Here is a 20,665-nt window from a genome sequence, read left to right on the forward strand (position 1 = left end):
TTATGCCATTGGCACTGGTTAGTGCTATGGCCGTAGCACAACAAGTATATGCAGCAGATGATTTTGTAGTACAAGATATTCGTGTTGATGGCTTAGTGCGTTTAACTCCTGACAATGTAGCCGGAATGATCCCATTCTCCGCTGGTGATCGTGTCAATGATCAAATCATTTCAAACTCAATTCGTAGCATGTTTGCGTCGGGTTTGTTTGATGATGTGAAGTCTTCACAAGTCGGTAATACCCTTGTATATACAGTGGTTGAACGCCCAGTAATTTCTAAAGTTGAGCTAAAAGGCAATAAACTTATTCCTAAAGAAGCCTTGGAAGAAGGCTTAAAGAAAATGGGTCTGTCCGAAGGTGAAGTTTTAAAGAAATCATCTTTGCAAACGGTTGAAACTGAATTAGAACAACAGTACATGCAGCAAGGTCGCTACGATGCTGATGTCAAAGTGATTACAACCGCTCAACCGAATAACCGTGTAAATGTCTTAATCGAGTTTGAAGAAGGTCAATCTGCCAAAGTATTTGATATTAATATCATTGGTAATACGGTCTTTAAAGAAAGCGAAATTAAACAAATTTTTGCATTAAAAGAAAGTGGTTGGAACTCGATCATTTCTCGTAATGACCGCTATGCACGTGAAAAAATGGCTGCGAGTTTAGAAGCTTTACGTGCGATGTATCTCAACAAAGGTTACATCAACTTCAACATTACCAATTCAAGTCTAAATTTGAGTGAAGATAAAAAACATGTCTTTATTGAAGTTTCGGTGGATGAAGGTGAACAATTTAAGTTTGGTGAAACCCATTTCTTAGGTGATACGCTTTATACGCAAACTGATTTAAACGCTTTAAAACTTTATAAAGATGGCGATTTATATTCACAAGAAAAAGTGAATGGCGTGAAACAACTTTTACTTCGTAAATACGGTAACGCAGGTTACTACTTTGCAGAAGTGAACATTGTTCCTGAAATTAATAAAGACACCAAATTGGTTGATTTAAATTACTATGTGAATCCGGGTCAGCAAGTCACTGTTCGCCGTATTAATTTTACAGGTAACTCGAAAACAGCTGATGAAGTGTTACGTCGTGAAATGCGTCAAATGGAAGGCGCATTAGCAAGTAACGAAAAAATTGATTTGTCTAAAGTGCGTTTAGAACGTACTGGTTTCTTTAAAACCGTTGATGTTAAGCCTGCACGTATTCCGGGCACGCCAGATCAAATTGATTTAAATGTAAATGTTGAAGAGCAGCATTCGGGGACAAGTACTTTAGCTGTTGGTTTCTCACAAAGTGGCGGTGTAACTTTCCAAGCAGGTTTGAGTCAAACCAACTTCTTGGGTACAGGTAATGCAGTTTCTATCGATTTGTCTCGTTCAGAGACTCAAGATTATTACAACCTCAGTGTAACTGACCCATACTTCACTATTGATGGTGTACGCCGTGGTTATAACTTGTACTACCGTAAAACCAAGTTAGATAACGACTATAACGTTAACAACTACGTCACTGACAGTTTTGGTGGTGGTATCAACTTTGGTTATCCGATCGATGAAAACCAAAGTATCAGTATGGGTTTGAATATTGATAATACCGAAGTGACAACAGGTCCATATGTTTCTACATATGTTCGTGACTACTTGTTAGCACATGGTGGTAAGCCAAAAGGGCAAGGTGAATATTGTTCATCGGGCAATACTTCTTCACAGTGGGATCTTGATTTAGCTGCAAATCCTAACCTTGAAAAACCTACTGATAAAGAAGATGAGTATTTTAAAAAGTTATGTAGAAACTCAGTAAATGAAGACATTGGTTTTACAGGATTTGATGATGAGTTTTCTGGTGATTTTTTAACATATAATCTTAATCTTGGTTGGTCTTACAACACTTTAAACCGTCCAGTATTCCCAACATCGGGCATGTCACATCGTATTAATGCAGAGGTTGCATTACCTGGTAGTGATGTTGAGTATCAAAAAGCAACATATGATGTTCAAGCTTTCTTCCCGTTGGGCAAAGACTTTGTTTTACGTGGCTATGGTAAGTTAGGCTACGGTAATGATCTACCATTCTATAAAAACTTCTATGCTGGTGGTTTTGGTTCGGTCCGTGGCTATGACAACAGTACTTTAGGTCCAAAATATCCAGGTGTAACTTATAATGAATCGCACAAAATTGATTATGACCCTGAAGAGGTTGGTGGTAACGCCTTAGTACAATTTGGTGCGGAATTAGTTTTACCTGTGCCATTTAAAGGAGATTGGGCTCGTCAAGTTCGTCCAGTATTGTTTGCCGAAGGTGCGCAAGTTTTCGACACGCAATGTGATGTTCCTGAGGGGAAATTATATTTAACAGGTGAGTTGGACGATAAAGGTATTGATGCGAAGAAATATTGTAAAGATAACTTTGGTTTCGACACGAACAATATGCGTTATAGCGTGGGTGCTGGCTTTACTTGGATCACGATGATTGGTCCAATTTCACTCAGTTATGCATTCCCGCTTAATGACAAAGCTGGCGATGAAACAAAAGAAATTCAATTCGAGATTGGTCGTACGTTCTAAGTACGACCCTTCGGGGAATAACAAAATTACAGGTTGATAAGATGAATAAATTATTTGCTGGTTTGGCCGTATTGGGTATGTCATGTTCTGCTGTGGTACATGCAGCAGGTTACGGTGTGGTTGATTTAGAAAAGGTGGTGGATCAAAGCGCTTATCTAAAACAACAAAATGCTCAAATTCAACAGCAATTGAAACCACAAACCACTAAAATTGAATCACTTGCTAAAGAGCTGGAAGCAATGCAACAAAAAGCTCAGCAAGGTGGTGATAAGTTGACTGCTGCGCAAAAGCAGCAAATGGGTCAACAGTATCAAGCTAAACTTAAAGAGCTGACTGATTTACAGCAAAAAGTTCAAGCTTCGGTTCAAGGGAATATTCAGTCCTTAAATCGCACGATGGATACTCGAATCAAGCAAGTTGCAGAACAATTGCGCACAGAAAATAAGTTAGATGTTATTTTGAATAAAAATTCAGCACTTGCGTATGACCCTAAGTTTGATTTAACTGATAAAATGATTCAAAAGGTTAATGCAATTAAATAATCAATGAGTTCTCAAAAATTCAGTTTAGAAAAGCTTGCTCAACTTGTTCAAGGTCAATGTATTGGTCAGCTAGACTTGCAATTCAGTGGAATGGCAAGTCTAGAGAGTGCTCAACCGCATCAGCTTGCATTTTTAAACGCAGAGAAATATCTGAATGAAGCTCAACAGTCTAAGGCTGGTGCGCTGATTGTGACTGCAGACATGCAGTCAAAAATCCCTTCACAGCAAAACTTCATTGTTGTACCCAATCCGTATCTGGCTTTCGCTATTCTAACGCATGTTTTTGAAAAAAAATCTGTAGAAACAGGAATTGAAAGTACTGCCCAAATTCATCCTTCCGCAATCATTTCTGATACTGCTTATATTGGGCATTATGTGGTGATTGGTGCGAATAGTGTGGTGGGTGAAGGAACGCGCATTGAATCACAAGTGAAGATTGATCATGGTGTTGAAATTGGTAAAGATTGTTTTATCGATTCGCATGTGACGATTACTGGTGAAGCCAAGTTAGGTGATCGTGTACGTATCCATGCAAATACGGTGGTCGGTGGTGAAGGATTTGGTTTTGCACCTTATCAAGGGAAATGGCATCGTATTGCTCAATTAGGTTCTGTACGTATCGGGAATGATGTGCGTATTGGTTCAAATTGTAGTATCGACCGTGGTGCTTTAGATGACACAATTTTGGAAGATGGTGTCATTATTGATAACCTTGTGCAAATCGCGCATAACGTCAAAGTTGGTGCAAATACAGCAATGGCTGCGAAATGTGGTATTGCCGGTAGTACAACTATTGGCAAAAATTGTGTGCTAGCAGGGGCTGTTGGTATCGTAGGTCACATTAATATTGCAGATAATGTGACAATTACCGGTATGTCAATGGTCACAAAAAGTATTTCCGTTGCTGGGAGTTATTCTTCAGGTACGCCAATGCTTGAAAGTGGTTCTTGGAAAAAGGCAGCAATCCGCTTTAAACAATTAGCAGATGTGCCATTGACCCAATTGGTCAAACGACTTGATCATATGCAGTCTCAAATTGAGTCCCTTGAATCAACATTTAAATTGCGTAAATAATTATGATGACAGAGTCGAATACCCCAGCTTTCACAAAACCTGAATTACCAATGACTATTCAGACTATTCGTGAATATTTGCCACATCGTTATCCGTTTTTATTGGTTGATCGTGTTGTTGAAGTGACTGACAACGGGATTGTAGGCTATAAAAATGTAACGATTAATGAAGAATTTTTACAAGGCCATTTCCCTGAATACCCAATTATGCCGGGTGTGCTGATTGTTGAAGCATTGGCGCAAGTATCGGGTATTTTAGGTTTCATCATGAATAATGAGAAACCTTCAGCGGGTTCGCTGTTCTTATTTGCTGGTGCAGAGAAGGTTCGATTTAAAAAACAAGTCGTTGCAGGCGATCAACTTGTATTAAAATCGGAATTAGTGATGCAAAAGCGTGGCATTTACAAATATAATTGTGTTGCCACTGTAGATGGCGTAGTCGCAGCAACCGCGGAAATTATGGTTTCGCATCAGAAAACAGAGACAGCATGAGCAATAACGAATTAATTCATCCTACCGCCATTATTGACTCATCAGCAGTAATTGCTCCGGATGTGCAAATTGGACCATATTGTATTATTGGTCCTAAAGTCACAATTGGAGCGGGCACTAAACTGCATTCACATGTTGTGGTGGGTGGTTATACCCGTATTGGTCAACATAACGAAATTTTTCAATTTGCCAGTGTTGGTGAAGTCTGCCAAGACTTAAAATATGCTGGTGAAGAAACCTGGTTAGAAATTGGGGATCATAACTCGATTCGTGAACACTGTAGTTTACACCGTGGTACTGTTCAAGATCAGGGTCTAACTAAAGTTGGTAGTCATAATTTATTGATGGTAAATACACATATTGCACATGACTGTGTGGTAGGTGATCACAATATCTTTGCCAATAATGTCGGTGTTGCAGGCCATGTCCACATCGGTGATTATGTCATCGTAGGTGGTAACTCTGGTATTCACCAATTCTGTAAAATCGATTCATACAGTATGATTGGTGGTGCATCGCTTATTTTGAAAGATGTACCTGCTTATGTCATGGTATCTGGTAATCCAGCCCATGCTTTTGCCATGAACATTGAAGGCATGCGTCGTAAAGGTTGGTCTAAAAATGTGATTCAAGGTTTACGTGAATCTTTTAAATTGATCTATAAAGATGGTTTAACGACGAATGAAGCGATTGAGCGTATTCGCATTGAAATTTTGCCTGAAGTGGCAGAAGCGCAATTGTTGATTGACTCACTTGAGCAGTCTAAGCGCGGTATCGTACGCTAAATGCTGCGAATAAAAAAAGACACCTTATAAGGTGTCTTTTTTTTGCGTTAAAAATAGGACTATTTTTTAACAAAGCCTGCTTCTTCAGATTTTGGATACTTTTGGGTGAGCTTGGTTTTGAGCTGCGTTGCTAAATTGCTATTTCGATCGACATCTTTTGCAATGCTATACAGTTGATATAACGCTCTAGGTGCGCGGGTCGACTCAGGGTATTGATCTACTACGATACTATAGTTCTTTTTCGCTTCTGCATAATTGGTCGGTTCAACAGCAAGGTTGAACTCAGCTAACCAAAAATATGCATTGCTAATATAAACACTGTTAGGATTATTCTTAATAAAGTTTTTCATTGGTGCAATGGCTTTCTTTGCACCACCTTGTTTGTATGCGTCTAAAGCAACGGTATACGCTGCTTTCTCAAGCTCAAGTGAGTCACCACCTGCATTTACAGGTTGGTTTGCAGATGAGCTTAATATTGATTGGGTCGTAGGTTGTTTAACAGGTGTAGGCGCTGTATTAGCTGTTACTGGGTGCAGTACCTTGTTGGTTATCCTCCGCAGCCTCTGTGTCTTCACTTGGATCTACTTTTTGTTGGAGTAGTTCTAAACGTTGATCTAAATCTGCATAGCGGTTTGTAAGTTCACTTTTTAATTGTTCAATAATATTGTCTTGCTCTTCCATTTTACCGCGTAAGCTACGCAATTCATTTTCAAGCTGTTGGTTCTTCTGCATAAGCTGCCAATTCAAATTGGTTGGAGTAGGGGTAGAGCCAGCTCCTGTTTGAATGGCTGTATTATTTGCTGTATACACAGTACCATTATTAGCGCCACTCAAACCACGAGATTCAATTGGAATATTGGCAAATAATGCACCTGAGCAAGTCAATGTAAGGGCACACAATACATGCTGTTTAAACATCATAAAAATTCCATGTAGTTACAAGCATGTCCGTATAGAATAGTTTTATTACAGACAGCTTTAGATAAAACGATAAGCACATTAAAAACGCCAAAGATCTGAATTGCAATAAGCTTTTACAATCTTGTTGTGTATTAAAGTAAAAATATAGTGATGAAGTTTCACGTTTTCTACATCATCGACCATCATATTGATTTATAAATAATCAAACAGTTTTTTCTATTCAGGAATTCTTGGTTTTAGGCTTGCATGTTTATTAAAAATCTCTATACTCTGTTCTTGCAATGGTAGCCCTGCCGGTTACTTCGCAATTGTACTCTATAAACCCCGCCAGGACCGGAAGGTAGCAACGGTAGTAGAAATATGATGTGCCGAAGTCTTGCTGGTAGGGTTGCCACCAGTTTCAACAATAATAAATTAAACGTCCTCTCATTTTTTCAATCCTATATTATTCTTTATTTTAGTTTTATTAATTCTTCATTTAGATCTATATCTTTGTTATTCGTCATCAAATTCTTTACGTGCAATCACTTTAAAAATCGTATCGAGATCAAAGCCTCGATATTGCAAAAAACGTATTTGTTTGGCTTTTTGTTTTGGATCACGTTCAACAGCTTTGCCAAATTTTTTTATCTTGAGCTGGTAGGCTTCAGTGACCCAATCTGTTTCTTTTAATTCATCCTGAATTAATTCACTGTCTACTTTTTTATTTTTTAACGCGAGCTTTATACGATTAGGGCCTTTACCTTTACGTTTTTGACTCGATAGCACCATCTCCGCTACACGCTGATCGCTTTGATAGTTCTCACGTGCGAGTTCTTCCACTAAGTGTATGACTTCTTCACGACTATCCGCATACAGTGCTAATTTTTCGATTAAATCTGCTTTTGAGTATTCTTTACGTGTGAGTACTGCAAAAGCGTACGAGCGTAGACGAGAGCCGCGCAGTCCCGGTTTTTTTTCAGCATGAACATCTTTACCATTGGTGTCAAAATGCAACGCAGTGTGATCGATCACCGAAGTATTGTCATGTGAAATGTCAGTTTGTGCAGCATGATTTACGCAGGTAGTTTCTTCAGCTTCTGCAAACTGTTGTTTCAGTGCTTCATAATCAAGCAAGAGTGGAAAATGGTCTTTAGTCATGGGGTCATTTTAATACAAATTTTGAGTGCAAAACAAAACGCCCCGTAGGGCGTTTCGTCTGCTATTAAAGTATGCTGTAATTAAGCATCTAAAAAGTCTGGTTCTTCTTCGTCTTTGTCTTCTACAGGTGCTGTACCCGTAGTCAGAAGTTGTTCACGAATCAGTTTTTCGATAGTTTGCACAAGTTCAGGGTGTTCTTCTAAGTGGCGAATGGTATTGTTTTTACCTTGCCCAATCTTGTCACCTTGGTATGAATACCAAGCACCTGCTTTTTGAACAATTTCTTGTTGTACTGCGAGGTCAACAAGCTCACCTAAATGGTTCACGCCTTTACCATAAAGAATTTGGAAAATCGCTTCACGGAATGGAGGAGCCATTTTGTTTTTCACAACTTTCACTTTAGTTTCTGAACCAATGATTTCGTCGCCTTCTTTCACTTGACCAATACGGCGGATATCTAAACGTACAGATGCATAGAATTTAAGTGCATTACCACCAGTTGTGGTTTCTGGGCTACCAAACATTACACCAATCTTCATACGGATTTGGTTAATGAAGATCACCATACAGTTCGAACGTTTCGCATTACCGGTAATTTTACGCAGTGCTTGGCTCATCAGGCGAGCTTGTAAGCCCATGTGTGAGTCACCCATTTCGCCTTCAATTTCGGCGCGAGGGGTCAGTGCAGCTACAGAGTCGACAACGATCAGGTCAATGGCACCTGAACGTACCAGCATATCTGCAATTTCAAGTGCTTGTTCACCATTGTCTGGCTGTGAAACAAGTAAGTTATCAATATCTACGCCAAGTTTACGTGCGTATTGAGGGTCTAATGCATGTTCAGCATCGATGAATGCACAAGTACCGCCAGCTTTCTGACATTGTGCAATAGCTTGTAATGTCATAGTCGTTTTACCAGAAGATTCAGGACCGTAGATTTCTACGATACGACCTTTAGGCAAACCACCAATACCTAGTGCGATATCTAATGTTAAAGAACCTGTAGAGACAGCTTCAACTGCCTGTACAGTATTATCACCAAGACGCATAACGGTGTTTTTACCAAACTGCTTTTCAATTTGGCTTAAGGCCGCATTTAACGCCTTGCTTTTATTATCATCCATCTTACAACCTCAATACGATGTCACGAAACAATATACTCAAGTGGATGTATTCAGTTTAGATCTGTTCCACGAGGGTATAGTGACAGAAATCATCCTTTTGTTCTATGAAAATCACAACAGGTGCGACATGTTGTGACGCTTTAACTTAATCATCATTATAAGACCATTGCTGGTCAAACTGTTGATCATTTTCTCTTTTAAATTTACCAATATCTCGACGATCTTTTTTACTTGGTCGATGATCTGGCCGAGCTAGATTATGCAACTTTCTTTGGGATGCGAGCAATTCCCGTTTTGCAATACTGACCTCAGTTTCATCATAAAGCAGCTGAGCGGTGGGGGCAGGCCCACGAACATCCGACAGTGCTTTCACCACCACGGTTTTTTTCTCAAGGCCTTGGGCAATGGTTAATTCCATGCCTACACGAACTTCACGAGAAACTTTAACGCGTTCGCCATTATGATGAACTTTACCGCCTTCAATCGCATTTTTGGCAATAGAGCGTGTTTTAAAAAAACGTGCAGCCCACAACCATTTGTCTATACGCATACCAACCGCATCTTCGGCTAGATTTGATTTACGCATATTTTTTCTGTTCCTCGGCTTGCTCAATCATTTGAGCTTCTAAAATAGGGATTAAATCTGTTAATGCGGACAGCATTGGGTAATTGCAAGTCTCGCGAGGCGCTTTGGCAGATGAAGGCTGCTGAATCGAATAGAGCTGTTCAATCCCAAAAAGTTTTGCACCATTAAGCACTTTTTCTGTGTCATCAATGAAATAACAGTTTTTTGCATCGAAGAGATGTTTGCTTGCTAATATTTGCCAAAACTCAATAAACTCTTTGGCATGACCGAGAGTCTCTGAACTGACGATAACATCAAAATAATCACGAAGACCGGTTTCTTCAAGTTTGAATTGTAAGCCTGCATAGTCGGCATTGGTCGCAAGCCAAATAGGATAGCCATTTTCTTTAAGATAGGTGAGTAGCTCAATGCAGCCTTCGCGTTTAGCCACTTTGGCTTTTTGTTCTATTTGCATTGCCAAAACATCAACGCCAACTTGTGACGTCCAAAAGCGAGAGGAGTACCATTTTAGGGTATGATTATGCTGTTGATAAAAACTAAATAGCGTTTGCTTGCTTTGTTCGAGTGAGCACTTATGCTGTTCAGCATAGCGAATTGGCAGCAGCTCATTCCAAATGAAATCATCATAAGCAAGATCGAGTAAAGTACCGTCCATATCAAAAATGATCGTCGGCTTTTCTGAGTAATTTGGCATATAAAGGTATTCTATGTTTAAAACAACAACAGCACCGCAAGACCCACTGATTTTGCAGTTGGTTCCCATTGTGACACAAGCTTGCGAAATTTTGCGAGAAGAATATCAGCGTTATTGCTCAGGTGCGGATTTTGATGTGGAACGTAAAAGTGATGATTCACCTGTAACGCAAGCTGACTATCGTGCAAATAGCTATATTACCCAAGCATTATCTAAAGTTTCTAGCTTGCCTGTATTGTCAGAGGAAGGTGACAAGTCTGAACGTATGCAATGGCAAAAATTTTGGCTGCTTGATCCTTTGGATGGTACCAAAGAGTTTTTACATAAAAGACCTGAATTTACCATTAATCTGAGTTTGGTTGATGGCGCTAATACCACCTTTGCCATATTGGCGATCCCGGGGGAATATAGCGTATATATTTGCCCCTTAGAGGGACTACCGCTGAAATATGATAGCCAGTCAACTGCATGGTATGAGTATGTTGAAGCCTCTGTAGAGAATGTCGTACACATTGGTTTGAGTCAAAGTGCCAAAAATAAGCCGATTTATACGGACTATCTAGACGCTTTAGAAAAACTTAGTCCTTATCAGGCCTACCATGCTGGTAGTGCATATAAGTTTTGTATGATGTTAGAAGATCGAGTGGATATTTATCCTCGTTTTCACCCCACCTGTGAATGGGATACGAGCGCTGGACAATGTTTAATCGAGCGTATTGGTGGTGGATTGGTTGATTTTAAAGGTCGCGCTTTTTTATATAACCAACGTACAACTTTATTAAATGGTGGATTTATTGCATTTAAAAATGCCGAAATGAAAGAATTGGCCTTAAATGCTTTGGCAAACATGCCTGACAAAACTTGAGCTAAATCGGGTTCATGCTATAGTGTCTGCACACTCCGTTAAATCTCCTGCATATAAGAACTGTCAATTATGGCCCTAGATTTGCTCCCTCCTAGTATGCTGAAAGCAATAGACTTATTGCCGGATGAAAAGACGCCTGTAACATTGTTTACACGTCATTCCATTCGTGAAGTTGTACAAGGACAAGGCTTGGCCGGTTATGACTTGCAACTGACCCATCAAGGACGAGATTTAGCCGAAGCGTGGGGCAGCTATTTGGTTGAAAATACCGACCGTGTTATTCAGCACTGTATTTCGAGTCCAATTCAGCGCTGTGTGGATACGGCAGCATTGATGATTCAAGGTGCAGATAACGTCACGATTGAACCGAATACCCACCATATCGAGATCATTGAACAAGGATTATTGGTCGAGCCGGGAAGTTTTGTGCTCGATATTAAAAAAGCAGGACCATACTTTCAAAAGCAAGGTGCTTTAGGCTTTATCAATAGTTTTGTGAATAATGCTTTGCCGGGTATGAAACAGCCCATTCATGGGGTGGTAGATGTTTTGGAGTTGATTTACAACACTCATCCAACCAATGATTATGGTCTGAGTCTAGCGGTGAGTCATGATACGATTTTGGCTGCAATTCTTGCCATTATTTCAGGTAAAAATATCGTGACACGCGAAGATTGGCCTAAAATGATGGAAGGTTTATTTGTTTGGTTTGAAGGAGATGTATTCCTTGAGTCAAAACTGAAATGGATTTGGCGTGGTGAACTAAATGAATTAAATATTCGTGAATTTCAGCAAGCTGAACAGCAACTTTAAGAAATTTTGCTAATAATAAAAAATTTATAAAAGGCATCCATGTGCGGATGCCTTTTTTATCTGTTTCAGTATTTCATTAAATAAAAGATTAAATATTGGCTTTAATTCGTGCAGGGTATTGATTTAAATCAATACTTGAACCGTCGTCACTATAAGGCCAGCGGCTAGTATTAACAGGTAGATGCTGTTGGTGGATTCGACTGTATTTGTCTGCAGCAATCAATGTCGCAATGTCATGATCCTTAATGCTATACGCTTGTACGATTTCAACTGGATATTGTGTGCGATCAAAAAATTCAGCTTCTGTTTCCCCTTGATGCAGTGCAAAAATACGTTCTACAGCTGGTAAGTACACGCCATATGCTAACCATGAATCTACGCCTTGAGAGGCTTGAATCTCAGCGGTCGATTTCATATTTGAAATGACTTTACCTAAAATGTCTTTTTCACCTTTAGATGTAAAATATTCAATATATTGATTTTCTGCTTCTGCAAATTTTTCTAATGATGGCAAAAATTGGTTAATCGACATTTTTATCCCTCTTTTCATTTGTACAGCAATGGCTGCCTAGGATGAAAATTAAAATACCATAAAAAATATATGGGATTAAGCCATTTCTTAAAATTTTTATTTACAAAGTTTCTAAAAATATCCAGACAATTTCTGTCGGGAATATACGATTGTATTAACAGGTTTACATCTTAATTTTAGTTGAAAAGTGAAGTACCTGTCACATTAATAATGATTCTACCAATACAAAATATTTAGATTTTATTTGAATTGTTAATAAGTGACAAAACACGGCAATTGAATGATTAAAAAAAAGAAAATAGCATTAACTTTGTTGTAAATTATTGATTTATATATTTTATGTAAGTCTCTTTATTGGATTCTTTTGTGGCTAATTGGGGAATAGTAGTGAAAAGTGTGATAGATTTTTCATATAACAAATTATCAATTTGTATTGTGTCATTAATGTTAGTTGCTTGTGGTGGTGGAGGCGGTGGTGATAGTTCAAGTGGTTCTGCATCAACTGCAAATTATCCAGAACCGACTCAAGACATAGTCGATGATACCATTATTGGCTTTTTTGACTACGATGCAAATGATGCTGTTCGTGAAATACGAAATGATTTAGTCGGCAACTTTTCAGCGCAAGTTCAATTTGGTCAAAGTCATTTCGTCGATCCGAATGCGAACGAATCCAAGAAAATGCCACGGTTAACCAGTGAAAAAGAAGCGCTGCTTATCGTGACGCCAACACTTGATATGCAAAACATCAAGCAACTCAAAGTAGAAATCTATCAAAACAACCGCTTAATTCGTACCGCGACATTGGATGATCCGACGCAAATGCCTGTTTCAGACCAGAGTGGGCAAAGAGGTCGTCCAGATGTTTGGTACAGTAAACGTGCGTGGACCACGAAACTCAATTGGGATGAAGTTAAACCCGGTCTAAGATTAAAATTTATTGACGCAAATAAAGTCAGCGGTGAATTGGCTGAGGATAAAATCGATTTTGCTGCACCAGGTGAATTAGTTTTAAATAATATCCGTGTTGGTATGTTGGCAGATAAGCCAAATTCTACCGGCCACTATATGCTACTAGAGCCTGAAAAAGCGGGCACAGATTATTTCCAAACCATTCCTGCAGCAGAAATGACCGTTGCACAATATGATGATATGCAGTTAACACGTGCAATGGTTTCTTCAGGTGTTATTTATGACAGTAAAAGTGCCGGAGATGGGGGTGTCTATGCTGGAGACATGCGTGAGGATGTCGGTAAATCAACCTTTAGTGTTGGTATAAACCTTGCCAACTGGGGCATTACCAGTGCATCTATGGCCAACCAGAGCCAGCCACAATTAACCCAAACAGTGGTTGTCCATCATACGAAGGGGAACTACGCCAATGGTGTGCATACCCATGGCCTGAGTGGCGGTAATGGTATGTTGACACTCTATGATTCTGTAGGGAATGAATTTAGCCATGAAATCGGTCATCACTATGGTTTAGGACATTACCCTGGTCAGGTAGGTGACAATCTATTTTGGGCTGCACATCATGCGGACAGTGGATGGGGTTATATTGCCAATCGCAATATGATGCGCGGAAATCTATCATGGACGGCGACATGGAAGTGGGATGGAGCGAATGGTATCCCAAATTTTAAAAATTTGTTCCCGTACGGAAAAGATGCCATGTCCGGCGGGTATCCTGATAGTAATGTATCACGCTACACACACTATACGGGTTACAGCACATTCCTGAAAATTCAACCACACTTTGACCGTTATGTCTGGGATGAAACTTCGCCTACCGGCTACAAAAAGTGGAACAAAACCACTCGTGAAATGGAAGTCGCTCAACCGAAGATGCCAAATTCTACGGCTCCGGTTTGGTATAACGCAGATCAAAATTATCCACGACCACGGGTTTTTGGTCAGCCTGTCATTACCATTTTAGGGGGCTATGATCCAGTCAATCAAGTTGGTTTGTTGTATCCTGCTGCACGTTCAAACTGGGGTAATGTGTATGACTTAAATGCTGCCAATACCGCTTTGGATCAAGCGGCATGTTGGTTGAATGTGCAATACACGAATAAAGTCAACAATATTGCTTTAGCACCTGCACGATTAGGCAGTAATGCCAATAAATTGCATGTCAATTTAGCTTTGGCAGATCAACCACAGAAAGTTGATTTGTATTGTAAAAAAGCAGGTGAAGAAGCCAAGTTATTAGCAAATATTGATATTCCAGTCTACAGTACAGCGATCAAGCCGGCCGTCAAAATTGGACGTCAGCATGGTTATAGTGCATTGCGTGCTATCGAACTTCCTCAATTAGAAAGTGCTTTGGAAGCGCAAGCTGTAAATGCTGTTGTTGCACTTAATCCAACTGAAAAAATGCTGTACGAGTCCTATAAAAATGACAAGTCATTGATGAATAGTGTGGCGCGACAGCAATTAACCCGTTATGAGTCGCAACAAAACACCGCATACCGACTAAATCGTTGGATGAATGTATATGCACAAGACCTAACCAATCAAGTACCTGAGGCGCAAAGCGCGCTCGAAGCATTTATGAAAAAGCTTTCAGTCACTCAAGAAGGTTTGTTCGAGCAGGCGACATTGATCAAAAATGGTAACAACTGTTTGAAATCTGAAACCTTAACTGATGGAACATTAAATTTATACATCAGTGGCCCAAGCGGTTGTACGGCGGATGATACTGAACAGTGGGTATATGATGCCATTGGTCGGATACACAGTAAGTCAAATCCAGATCAATGCATAACAGGCAACGGTGGTTCAGCTAAAGTGACGCTAGAACGTTGCGTGTTAAACCAAACCAACCAAATTTGGACCATGGACCCTGCGACTACAACGATTCGTCAAAGTGGTCAATGCATGGATTTAAATACGGGACGTTTGCAAAATAACCGTGCGGATTTAATTCGATATAGCTGTACCAACGGTGGCAATCAACGTTGGACAAATTTGACAGCAAGCAAAAACTTATTATGGACATATTTATCAGCGACGAATATGAAACTGATTAATAAATAATCTGTAAAAAGTAAATAAAGTCCTTATTTTTTTGCTTTTAAAAATCAATAGGCACAAAAAAAGCCCTAAAAAGGGCTTTTTTCATCGCAACAAATTAGTTAGCTAAAGCTTTAACTTGTGCATTTAAACGGCTCTTATGACGAGCAGCTTTGTTTTTATGGATGATGCCTTTATCAGCCATACGGTCGATTACAGGAACAGCTTTTTTGTAAGCTTCTGTAGCGACAGCGTAATCACCAGCAGCAATAGCAGCTACTGTGCGTTTAAGATAAGTACGAACCATAGAACGTAAGCTTGCGTTGTGTTGACGTGCTTTAACGTTTTGACGAGCACGTTTTTTTGCTTGAGCAGAGTTTGCCACTCGTGCACTCCTTGAAATAGATTGGTCTGGGCGGGCTGAAATTACATCTGAAAACCAACATCAGAAGAACTATCACCAGCCCGTAAACAAGTGCCATATTGTGATTAAACTAAGCGCTTAAGTCAAGTCTTGACATGCTTTGACAACATTTTAGATGCAGAAAAATTTTAAAGAAAACGTTAGATTAGTCTAAAGTGATTGAGATTGTATGAAAAATGACTAAAAGTATAGAGAATGCGATTGTCATCGGAGCAACAGGATTGGTCGGGCGGGAATTGGTTCGTCAGCTCAGTCAAAATGCAAGATGTAAGAATATTACTGCTGTGGTACGTCAGCGTGACCATGAACTGAATGGACTGGCAAAAGTTCAACAAATGGTGATCAGTGACTTTCTTTCTCTGACTCAGGATGATGTGAGAGATTATAGTCATGCCTTTAGTTGTTTAGGCTCGACCATTAAAAAAGCAGGGTCTAAAGATCATTTTTATCAAATTGATTTTAGCATCAATGCGCATTTTGCTGAATTATTAGAATATACAGATACACAATTGATCATTGTCAGTGCTATGGGCGCTGACGCCAATTCCGCATTTTTTTATAATCGAGTCAAAGGGGAATTGGAATATTATTTAAAAACCTTAAAGTTAAATCAACTTTCGATATTAAAGCCTTCGCTGTTACTTGGTGAGCGTAATGAATCTCGACATTTAGAGGATGCGACACAGAAGCTCTATATGCGCTTTTCGCATTTTGTACCTGACCGTTTCAAGTTTAAGCCAGTGACAGCACAGCAAGTGGCTCATACTATGGTCGAGGCGGCACAAACTCAGACTGAAAAGTTCGAGATTTATGATAATTTACGCATACTAACAATTAAATGAGGGAAATACCGTGTCTACAGTTCCATTCGTCACCTGTGATTTACTTGATGATCATCCAGATAAAGAATTACAAGTGGTGATCCCGTCATTGGATGGTAAGTTCTTTCAAAGTTATGGTGCACGGAAAAGTTTTGGCGGTCAGGTGGTGACGGTCAAATGTTTTGAAGATAACTCTCGTGTTAAAGAATTATTGGCAACCGATGGTACGGGTAAAGTATTGGTTGTGGATGGTGGCGCTTCGATGCGCTGTGCCTTGATGGGCGATATGATTGCTGAATCTGCAGTTAACAATCATTGGAATGGTGTCATTATTTACGGCTGTGTGCGTGATGTCGATGCGATAGCCGAACTTGATTTAGGTGTGCATGCTTTGGCTGCGATTCCACAAAAAAGTAACCGCAAAGGCGTGGGTGAAACAGATATTCCATTAAGTTTTGGTGGGGTAAACATTCAGTCTGGTGATTTTATCTATGCTGATAATAACGGCATCGTTGTTTCAAAAGAGCAATTGGTTGCTTTATAAGCGTATTTGAATTTTTAGTCGTGAAATGAAAGCGTGATTTTTGCTCATACACGACGATATAAATGTGAAAAAGTAAATACAAACATCAGCTGAGGACTCTCGGCTGATGTATAAAAATACGAAATAAAAAAAGAAAGGAAAAAAAGTATGTTGTTGCATCAATTAAAAGTGGCGCAAGCGTTGCTCTCAGGCGTAGCAGAGGGCGGACGTGGTACAAATGGGACGCCTTATCCCAAACAACCTGAAAAAGCCCTTAAACTGTACGAATTTGAAGGTTCTCCGTATTGCCGTCGTGTGCGTGAAGTTTTGACCACACTTAATTTGGATTATGAGGTTTACCCATGTCCCAAAGGGGCTAGAAAGTACCGTTTAGAGGTACAGAAATTGGGTGGAAAACAACAATTTCCTTTCTTGGTGGATGACAATACAGGGGATCGTTTGTACGAATCTCAGCAAATTATTCATCATCTATTTAAACATTATGGTAAAACAGGCCAAACGCCTAAAAAATATGCCAATTATCCTAAAATTCCGTATGTTGCCTATGTTGGAACCTTAATTAATGGGGCTCAAGGCGTGTGGGTGCAGCGTAAAGTCATTCATCGTGATGCTCCAACTCAACTCTTAGAACTGTGGGGTTTTGAAGCGAGTCCTTATACACGCATTGTACGTAGCGCATTGTCTGAAATGGAGTTGGCATATACTTTTCATAATGTGGCTAAGGAGCGTTGGCAAGATCAGGGATTAGCGGTGATGCGCTTAAAACCGGGTAAATATGTACCCCTGAAAGGTGGTAAGCGTGAACAAGTGTTAAAAATCATGGGGAACAATATTCAAGTGCCATATTTGAAAGATCCCAATACAGGTGTTGAACTTTTCGAATCTGAAAAAATTGTGCAATATCTGAAAAAGCAATATTTGGGCTAATCTCACTTAAGTTTAAGCTAAGTGCTGTGTATAGTCAGACAGATGACTATACACATGTTGTAATGATAAATGGGTCTAAAATTAGAAGAAAAATGCATCATAATTGCGCAAATTGAATTAGAATAAATTGTTAAAAATAAGAAATTTACTTAATTACAGGGATATCCTAAAAGGATTAAACTCGTTAATGTAAAAGACATTTCATTTTTCGGGGGAAGTAAATCATGTCACCACAAGAAGTCATACTACCCGTACCTGTGCTCGTCGTTGAAGATGAGGAAATTATTCAATTACGTTTACGTCAAATTTTGACGGAGCTGGGTTATAAGCGGGAAGAGCTTATCTTCACCAAAAATGTCAAAGAATCTATTCAAGCCGTAGAGACCCAACCGATATCCTTAGCCTTAGTTGACTTAGGTTTGCCTGATGGTAGTGGTATCGAAATTATTGAAAAAATACGTTCCCTCGAAAGTAATACTATGATCTTGGTTGTCTCTGCATGGAGTACACAAGAAAGCTTATTTGCTGCGATTAAAGCAGGCGCAACAGGCTATGTATTAAAAGAACGTGATGATGCTGAAGTACTTTTATCTATTCGGAGTATTTTACGTGGTGGGGCGCCGATTGACCCATTTATTGCACGAGAAATCCTCAAACAAATATCTGAAGCTGAAGCACCAAGTCCAGAACAAACAGTCGCCGATGAAGCAGACTTAAACCTGCTGACTAGTCGTGAAAAAGAAATTTTATGTTTGGTTGCTCAAGGTTTGAGTAATCGTGAGATTGCTGAACAGCTTTTTGTATCACGCTATACCGTAGAAAGCCATATTAAACATATTTACCGAAAATTAGCCGTAACGAAACGAACAAAAGCCGTGAGTACAGCAAGATCTATGGGTATTTTATAATGCGTAAAGGAGGATATTTTTTATTATTTATCCTCTGTTTAGTATGGGGGACCTTGAGTCATGCAGAGCAAGTTTTCCCTGTAAATGATCAATGTAATGTGACTGTAAATAGCATTTCACGGGTGAAAACACCATCCAATCAAGAATTACCCAGAACGGGATGGAAAACCACACAATTACCTGATCGTTGGAAAGAAGATAAAGACTGGGAAGGTTATCAAGGTGGTGCTTGGTATAAACTAGACTGGTCTTGGTACTGTAAAAATAATGCCCGTTTGGCAGAACCCATCGTACTATATATTGATTATATCATTAATACGGGTTCAGTCTTTCTGAATGGCGACTTGCTGTGGACCAATAAAAATCTTCAAGAACCGATTTCTAAAAGTTGGAATGTTGCGCGCTATTGGATTTTACCGATAAGTGGAATCAAACATGATCATAATGAAACTTTGATCTATGTGTATGGTTACTCGAGTTTAAATGCTGGCTTGGGCCCAGTAGTATTTAACAATGTAATGGCAACGGTAGAGCAAGCCGAAAAAACAACATTTACACGTCGGACCATATTACAGTTAAATATTTTTCTTTCTGGGGTCTTGGGTCTAATTTGCTTTATCATTTGGTTGATGCGTCCTCGTGATACCAGTTTTGGCTGGTTTGCGCTTTCAACAGTGCTGTGGATTTTATTTCTCAGTAATGCCCTGACTACTGAAACCTTTCCATACCCAGATTCGGTTTTTTCTGCCAAAGCTAATCTGATATTTGTAATGCTGTACTTTCAGTGCTTTAGCATTTATATCTTACGCTTTCTTGGGCGTAAGTTTCCACGAATAGAACTGTCATTTACAATGTTGACTGCTGCACTGATTGGTGTGGTGTGTATTTGGCCATTCGAACAAAATGCAGATATTTCGAACCTTATTTTCTTTTTGTATTGTGCATTCTTTTTTATCACTTACCTCTATCTGTGTAAAATTTGTTTCAAAGAACGAAGAAAGGACTATATTTTATTAGCAATCTGTTTGACTGCGATAATTGTGATAGTCATAGCTGACATCATGGTCTTGGTACTATTTCCAAAAGAAAATTTTACACCTTTATCACCCTTTACTTCACCGATTATAACCTTATTTATAGTGGTGATCTTGGGGGAGAGACTCAATCGAAATATACAGAAAATTGAAAAATATAATGATGATTTGGCATTTGAAGTTCAGAAAGTCAGTGATGAACTATGTAGTAGCTTGAATGATAAACATCAGCTTGAACTGAGTAATGTACGCCTGCAGGAACGGATTAAATTATCGCATGATCTGCATGATGGTCTGGGCGCATCCATTGTGCGCTCGATGATCTTGGTTGATCAGTGTGAAAGTAATATTCCAAACAGACAGTTCTTGTCGATGTTGAAATTATTGCGCGATGATTTAAGGCAAATTATTGATAGTGGATCATCTTTGGATAGCAAGGTGCCAGATTCTCCTTTGCTCTGGATTGCACCTGTACGACATCGCTTTAGTCAGTTAATGGATGAAGTTGAAATGAATGCGAAATGGTGCATTCCTTCACAGTGGGCGATCAAACCAACGGCAATTCAGTGCCTGACTTTAATACGAGTAATTGAAGAAAGCCTGACCAATATTGTGAAACATAGCCAAGCAAATCATGTCAATGTGACGCTGTCACAATTCGAGAATGGCGCATTGTTATTAACTATTGAAGATGATGGCGTCGGTTTTGATGTTGAGAGTGTTTCAAATCATGGCATGAGTATCGGTATGAGAAGTATGAAAATGCGTGTGGAGCGTATAGGCGGAAATTTCAAAATTCATTCTCAGCAAGGCTGTACCATTATTCAAACAGAAATTAATTTAAAATCAGCTGCATAA

Annotated in this window: 19 protein-coding genes, 1 other RNA gene and 1 pseudogene; 14 read left to right on the top strand and 7 right to left on the bottom strand. The window is 39.3% G+C overall.

All coding sequences use genetic code 11. The features are described from left to right. The first annotated feature begins 26 nt into the window (after positions 1–26). Genes bamA through lpxA form a run of 5 tightly spaced genes read left to right on the top strand, consistent with a single transcriptional unit; the run spans position 27 to position 5,459 of the window. Complete coding sequence (bamA, locus tag FTU34_RS04030; RefSeq protein WP_373686473.1) at positions 27–2,567, top strand: outer membrane protein assembly factor BamA; 2,541 nt, start codon at positions 27–29, stop codon at positions 2,565–2,567. A 41-nt stretch (positions 2,568–2,608) separates the two neighbouring features. Continuing rightward, positions 2,609–3,109, top strand: coding sequence for an OmpH family outer membrane protein (locus FTU34_RS04035; protein ID WP_180034786.1), 501 nt, complete (start codon positions 2,609–2,611; stop codon positions 3,107–3,109). 3 nt (positions 3,110–3,112) lie between these two features. Continuing rightward, positions 3,113–4,183: a UDP-3-O-(3-hydroxymyristoyl)glucosamine N-acyltransferase gene (gene lpxD, locus FTU34_RS04040; protein WP_180034787.1), complete on the top strand. Its 1,071-nt coding sequence runs from the start codon at positions 3,113–3,115 to the stop codon at positions 4,181–4,183. A 5-nt stretch (positions 4,184–4,188) separates the two neighbouring features. Then, on the top strand, positions 4,189–4,674 hold the full coding sequence (fabZ, locus tag FTU34_RS04045) for a 3-hydroxyacyl-ACP dehydratase FabZ (RefSeq protein WP_171263789.1): 486 nt from the start codon (positions 4,189–4,191) through the stop codon (positions 4,672–4,674). Next, positions 4,671–5,459, top strand: a complete 789-nt coding sequence (gene lpxA, locus FTU34_RS04050) for an acyl-ACP--UDP-N-acetylglucosamine O-acyltransferase (protein WP_180034788.1) — start codon at positions 4,671–4,673, stop codon at positions 5,457–5,459. The genes fabZ and lpxA overlap by 4 nt, the downstream gene beginning before the upstream one ends. A gap of 59 nt (positions 5,460–5,518) precedes the next feature. On the opposite strand, the pseudogene FTU34_RS04055 reads toward lpxA, so the two are convergent. Further along, positions 5,519–6,380, bottom strand: a pseudogene (locus FTU34_RS04055) (YbgF trimerization domain-containing protein). A 291-nt stretch (positions 6,381–6,671) separates the two neighbouring features. On the opposite strand from FTU34_RS04055, the gene ffs reads away from it, so the two are divergent. Beyond that, an RNA gene (ffs, locus tag FTU34_RS04060) (signal recognition particle sRNA small type) lies at positions 6,672–6,768 on the top strand. A gap of 107 nt (positions 6,769–6,875) precedes the next feature. On the opposite strand, the gene FTU34_RS04065 is transcribed toward ffs, so the two are convergent. The 4 genes from FTU34_RS04065 to FTU34_RS04080 all read right to left on the bottom strand — a co-directional run bounded on the left by FTU34_RS04065 (position 6,876) and on the right by FTU34_RS04080 (position 9,924). Beyond that, a complete protein-coding gene (locus tag FTU34_RS04065) occupies positions 6,876–7,520 on the bottom strand; it encodes a regulatory protein RecX (protein WP_180034789.1) in 645 nt (214 codons plus the stop codon). A gap of 80 nt (positions 7,521–7,600) precedes the next feature. Further along, positions 7,601–8,644, bottom strand: a complete 1,044-nt coding sequence (gene recA, locus FTU34_RS04070) for a recombinase RecA (RefSeq protein ID WP_078193524.1) — start codon at positions 8,642–8,644, stop codon at positions 7,601–7,603. 145 nt (positions 8,645–8,789) lie between these two features. Further along, on the bottom strand, positions 8,790–9,230 hold the full coding sequence (locus FTU34_RS04075) for an RNA-binding S4 domain-containing protein (RefSeq protein WP_168377604.1): 441 nt from the start codon (positions 9,228–9,230) through the stop codon (positions 8,790–8,792). Beyond that, on the bottom strand, positions 9,223–9,924 hold the full coding sequence (locus FTU34_RS04080) for an HAD-IA family hydrolase (RefSeq protein WP_180034790.1): 702 nt from the start codon (positions 9,922–9,924) through the stop codon (positions 9,223–9,225). Before FTU34_RS04080 ends, FTU34_RS04075 begins: the two co-directional genes overlap by 8 nt. Positions 9,925–9,937: 13 nt before the next feature. Here FTU34_RS04080 and FTU34_RS04085 point away from each other — a divergent pair, with 13 nt between their 5' ends. Continuing rightward, entirely contained in the window at positions 9,938–10,789 is an 852-nt protein-coding gene (locus FTU34_RS04085; RefSeq protein WP_180034791.1) for a 3'(2'),5'-bisphosphate nucleotidase CysQ, read from the top strand. Positions 10,790–10,858: 69 nt separating this feature from the next. Next, the gene (locus FTU34_RS04090) at positions 10,859–11,602 is read left to right on the top strand and encodes a histidine phosphatase family protein (RefSeq protein ID WP_078188709.1); all 744 of its coding nucleotides are present in this window, start codon (positions 10,859–10,861) and stop codon (positions 11,600–11,602) included. Positions 11,603–11,690: 88 nt separating this feature from the next. On the opposite strand, the gene FTU34_RS04095 is transcribed toward FTU34_RS04090, so the two are convergent. Continuing rightward, a complete protein-coding gene (locus FTU34_RS04095) occupies positions 11,691–12,134 on the bottom strand; it encodes a hypothetical protein (protein WP_180034792.1) in 444 nt (147 codons plus the stop codon). Positions 12,135–12,578: 444 nt separating this feature from the next. Here FTU34_RS04095 and FTU34_RS04100 point away from each other — a divergent pair, with 444 nt between their 5' ends. Beyond that, positions 12,579–15,173, top strand: a complete 2,595-nt coding sequence (locus tag FTU34_RS04100; RefSeq protein ID WP_180034793.1) for a M66 family metalloprotease — start codon at positions 12,579–12,581, stop codon at positions 15,171–15,173. A gap of 94 nt (positions 15,174–15,267) precedes the next feature. Here the strand turns inward: FTU34_RS04100 and rpsT are convergent, their stop codons facing one another. Beyond that, a complete protein-coding gene (rpsT, locus tag FTU34_RS04105; RefSeq protein ID WP_078188707.1) occupies positions 15,268–15,534 on the bottom strand; it encodes a 30S ribosomal protein S20 in 267 nt (88 codons plus the stop codon). A 215-nt stretch (positions 15,535–15,749) separates the two neighbouring features. Between rpsT and FTU34_RS04110 the strand changes: the two genes are divergently transcribed. From FTU34_RS04110 to FTU34_RS04130, 5 genes are all read left to right on the top strand, one after another. Further along, positions 15,750–16,415: an NAD(P)H-binding protein gene (locus FTU34_RS04110; RefSeq protein ID WP_180034794.1), complete on the top strand. Its 666-nt coding sequence runs from the start codon at positions 15,750–15,752 to the stop codon at positions 16,413–16,415. Between the two features lie 10 nt (positions 16,416–16,425). Beyond that, the gene (gene rraA / locus FTU34_RS04115; protein ID WP_180034795.1) at positions 16,426–16,938 is read left to right on the top strand and encodes a ribonuclease E activity regulator RraA; all 513 of its coding nucleotides are present in this window, start codon (positions 16,426–16,428) and stop codon (positions 16,936–16,938) included. 147 nt (positions 16,939–17,085) lie between these two features. Further along, positions 17,086–17,865: a glutathione S-transferase N-terminal domain-containing protein gene (locus FTU34_RS04120; protein ID WP_180034796.1), complete on the top strand. Its 780-nt coding sequence runs from the start codon at positions 17,086–17,088 to the stop codon at positions 17,863–17,865. A 224-nt stretch (positions 17,866–18,089) separates the two neighbouring features. Then, on the top strand, positions 18,090–18,773 hold the full coding sequence (locus FTU34_RS04125) for a response regulator transcription factor (protein ID WP_078188703.1): 684 nt from the start codon (positions 18,090–18,092) through the stop codon (positions 18,771–18,773). Further along, positions 18,773–20,665 (top strand): ATP-binding protein, encoded by a 1,893-nt coding sequence (locus FTU34_RS04130; RefSeq protein ID WP_180034797.1) that lies wholly within the window; start codon positions 18,773–18,775, stop codon positions 20,663–20,665. Before FTU34_RS04125 ends, FTU34_RS04130 begins: the two co-directional genes overlap by 1 nt.

The organism is Acinetobacter sp. YH12094, from assembly GCF_013419295.1.
GTDB classification, from domain to species: domain Bacteria; phylum Pseudomonadota; class Gammaproteobacteria; order Pseudomonadales; family Moraxellaceae; genus Acinetobacter; species Acinetobacter amyesii.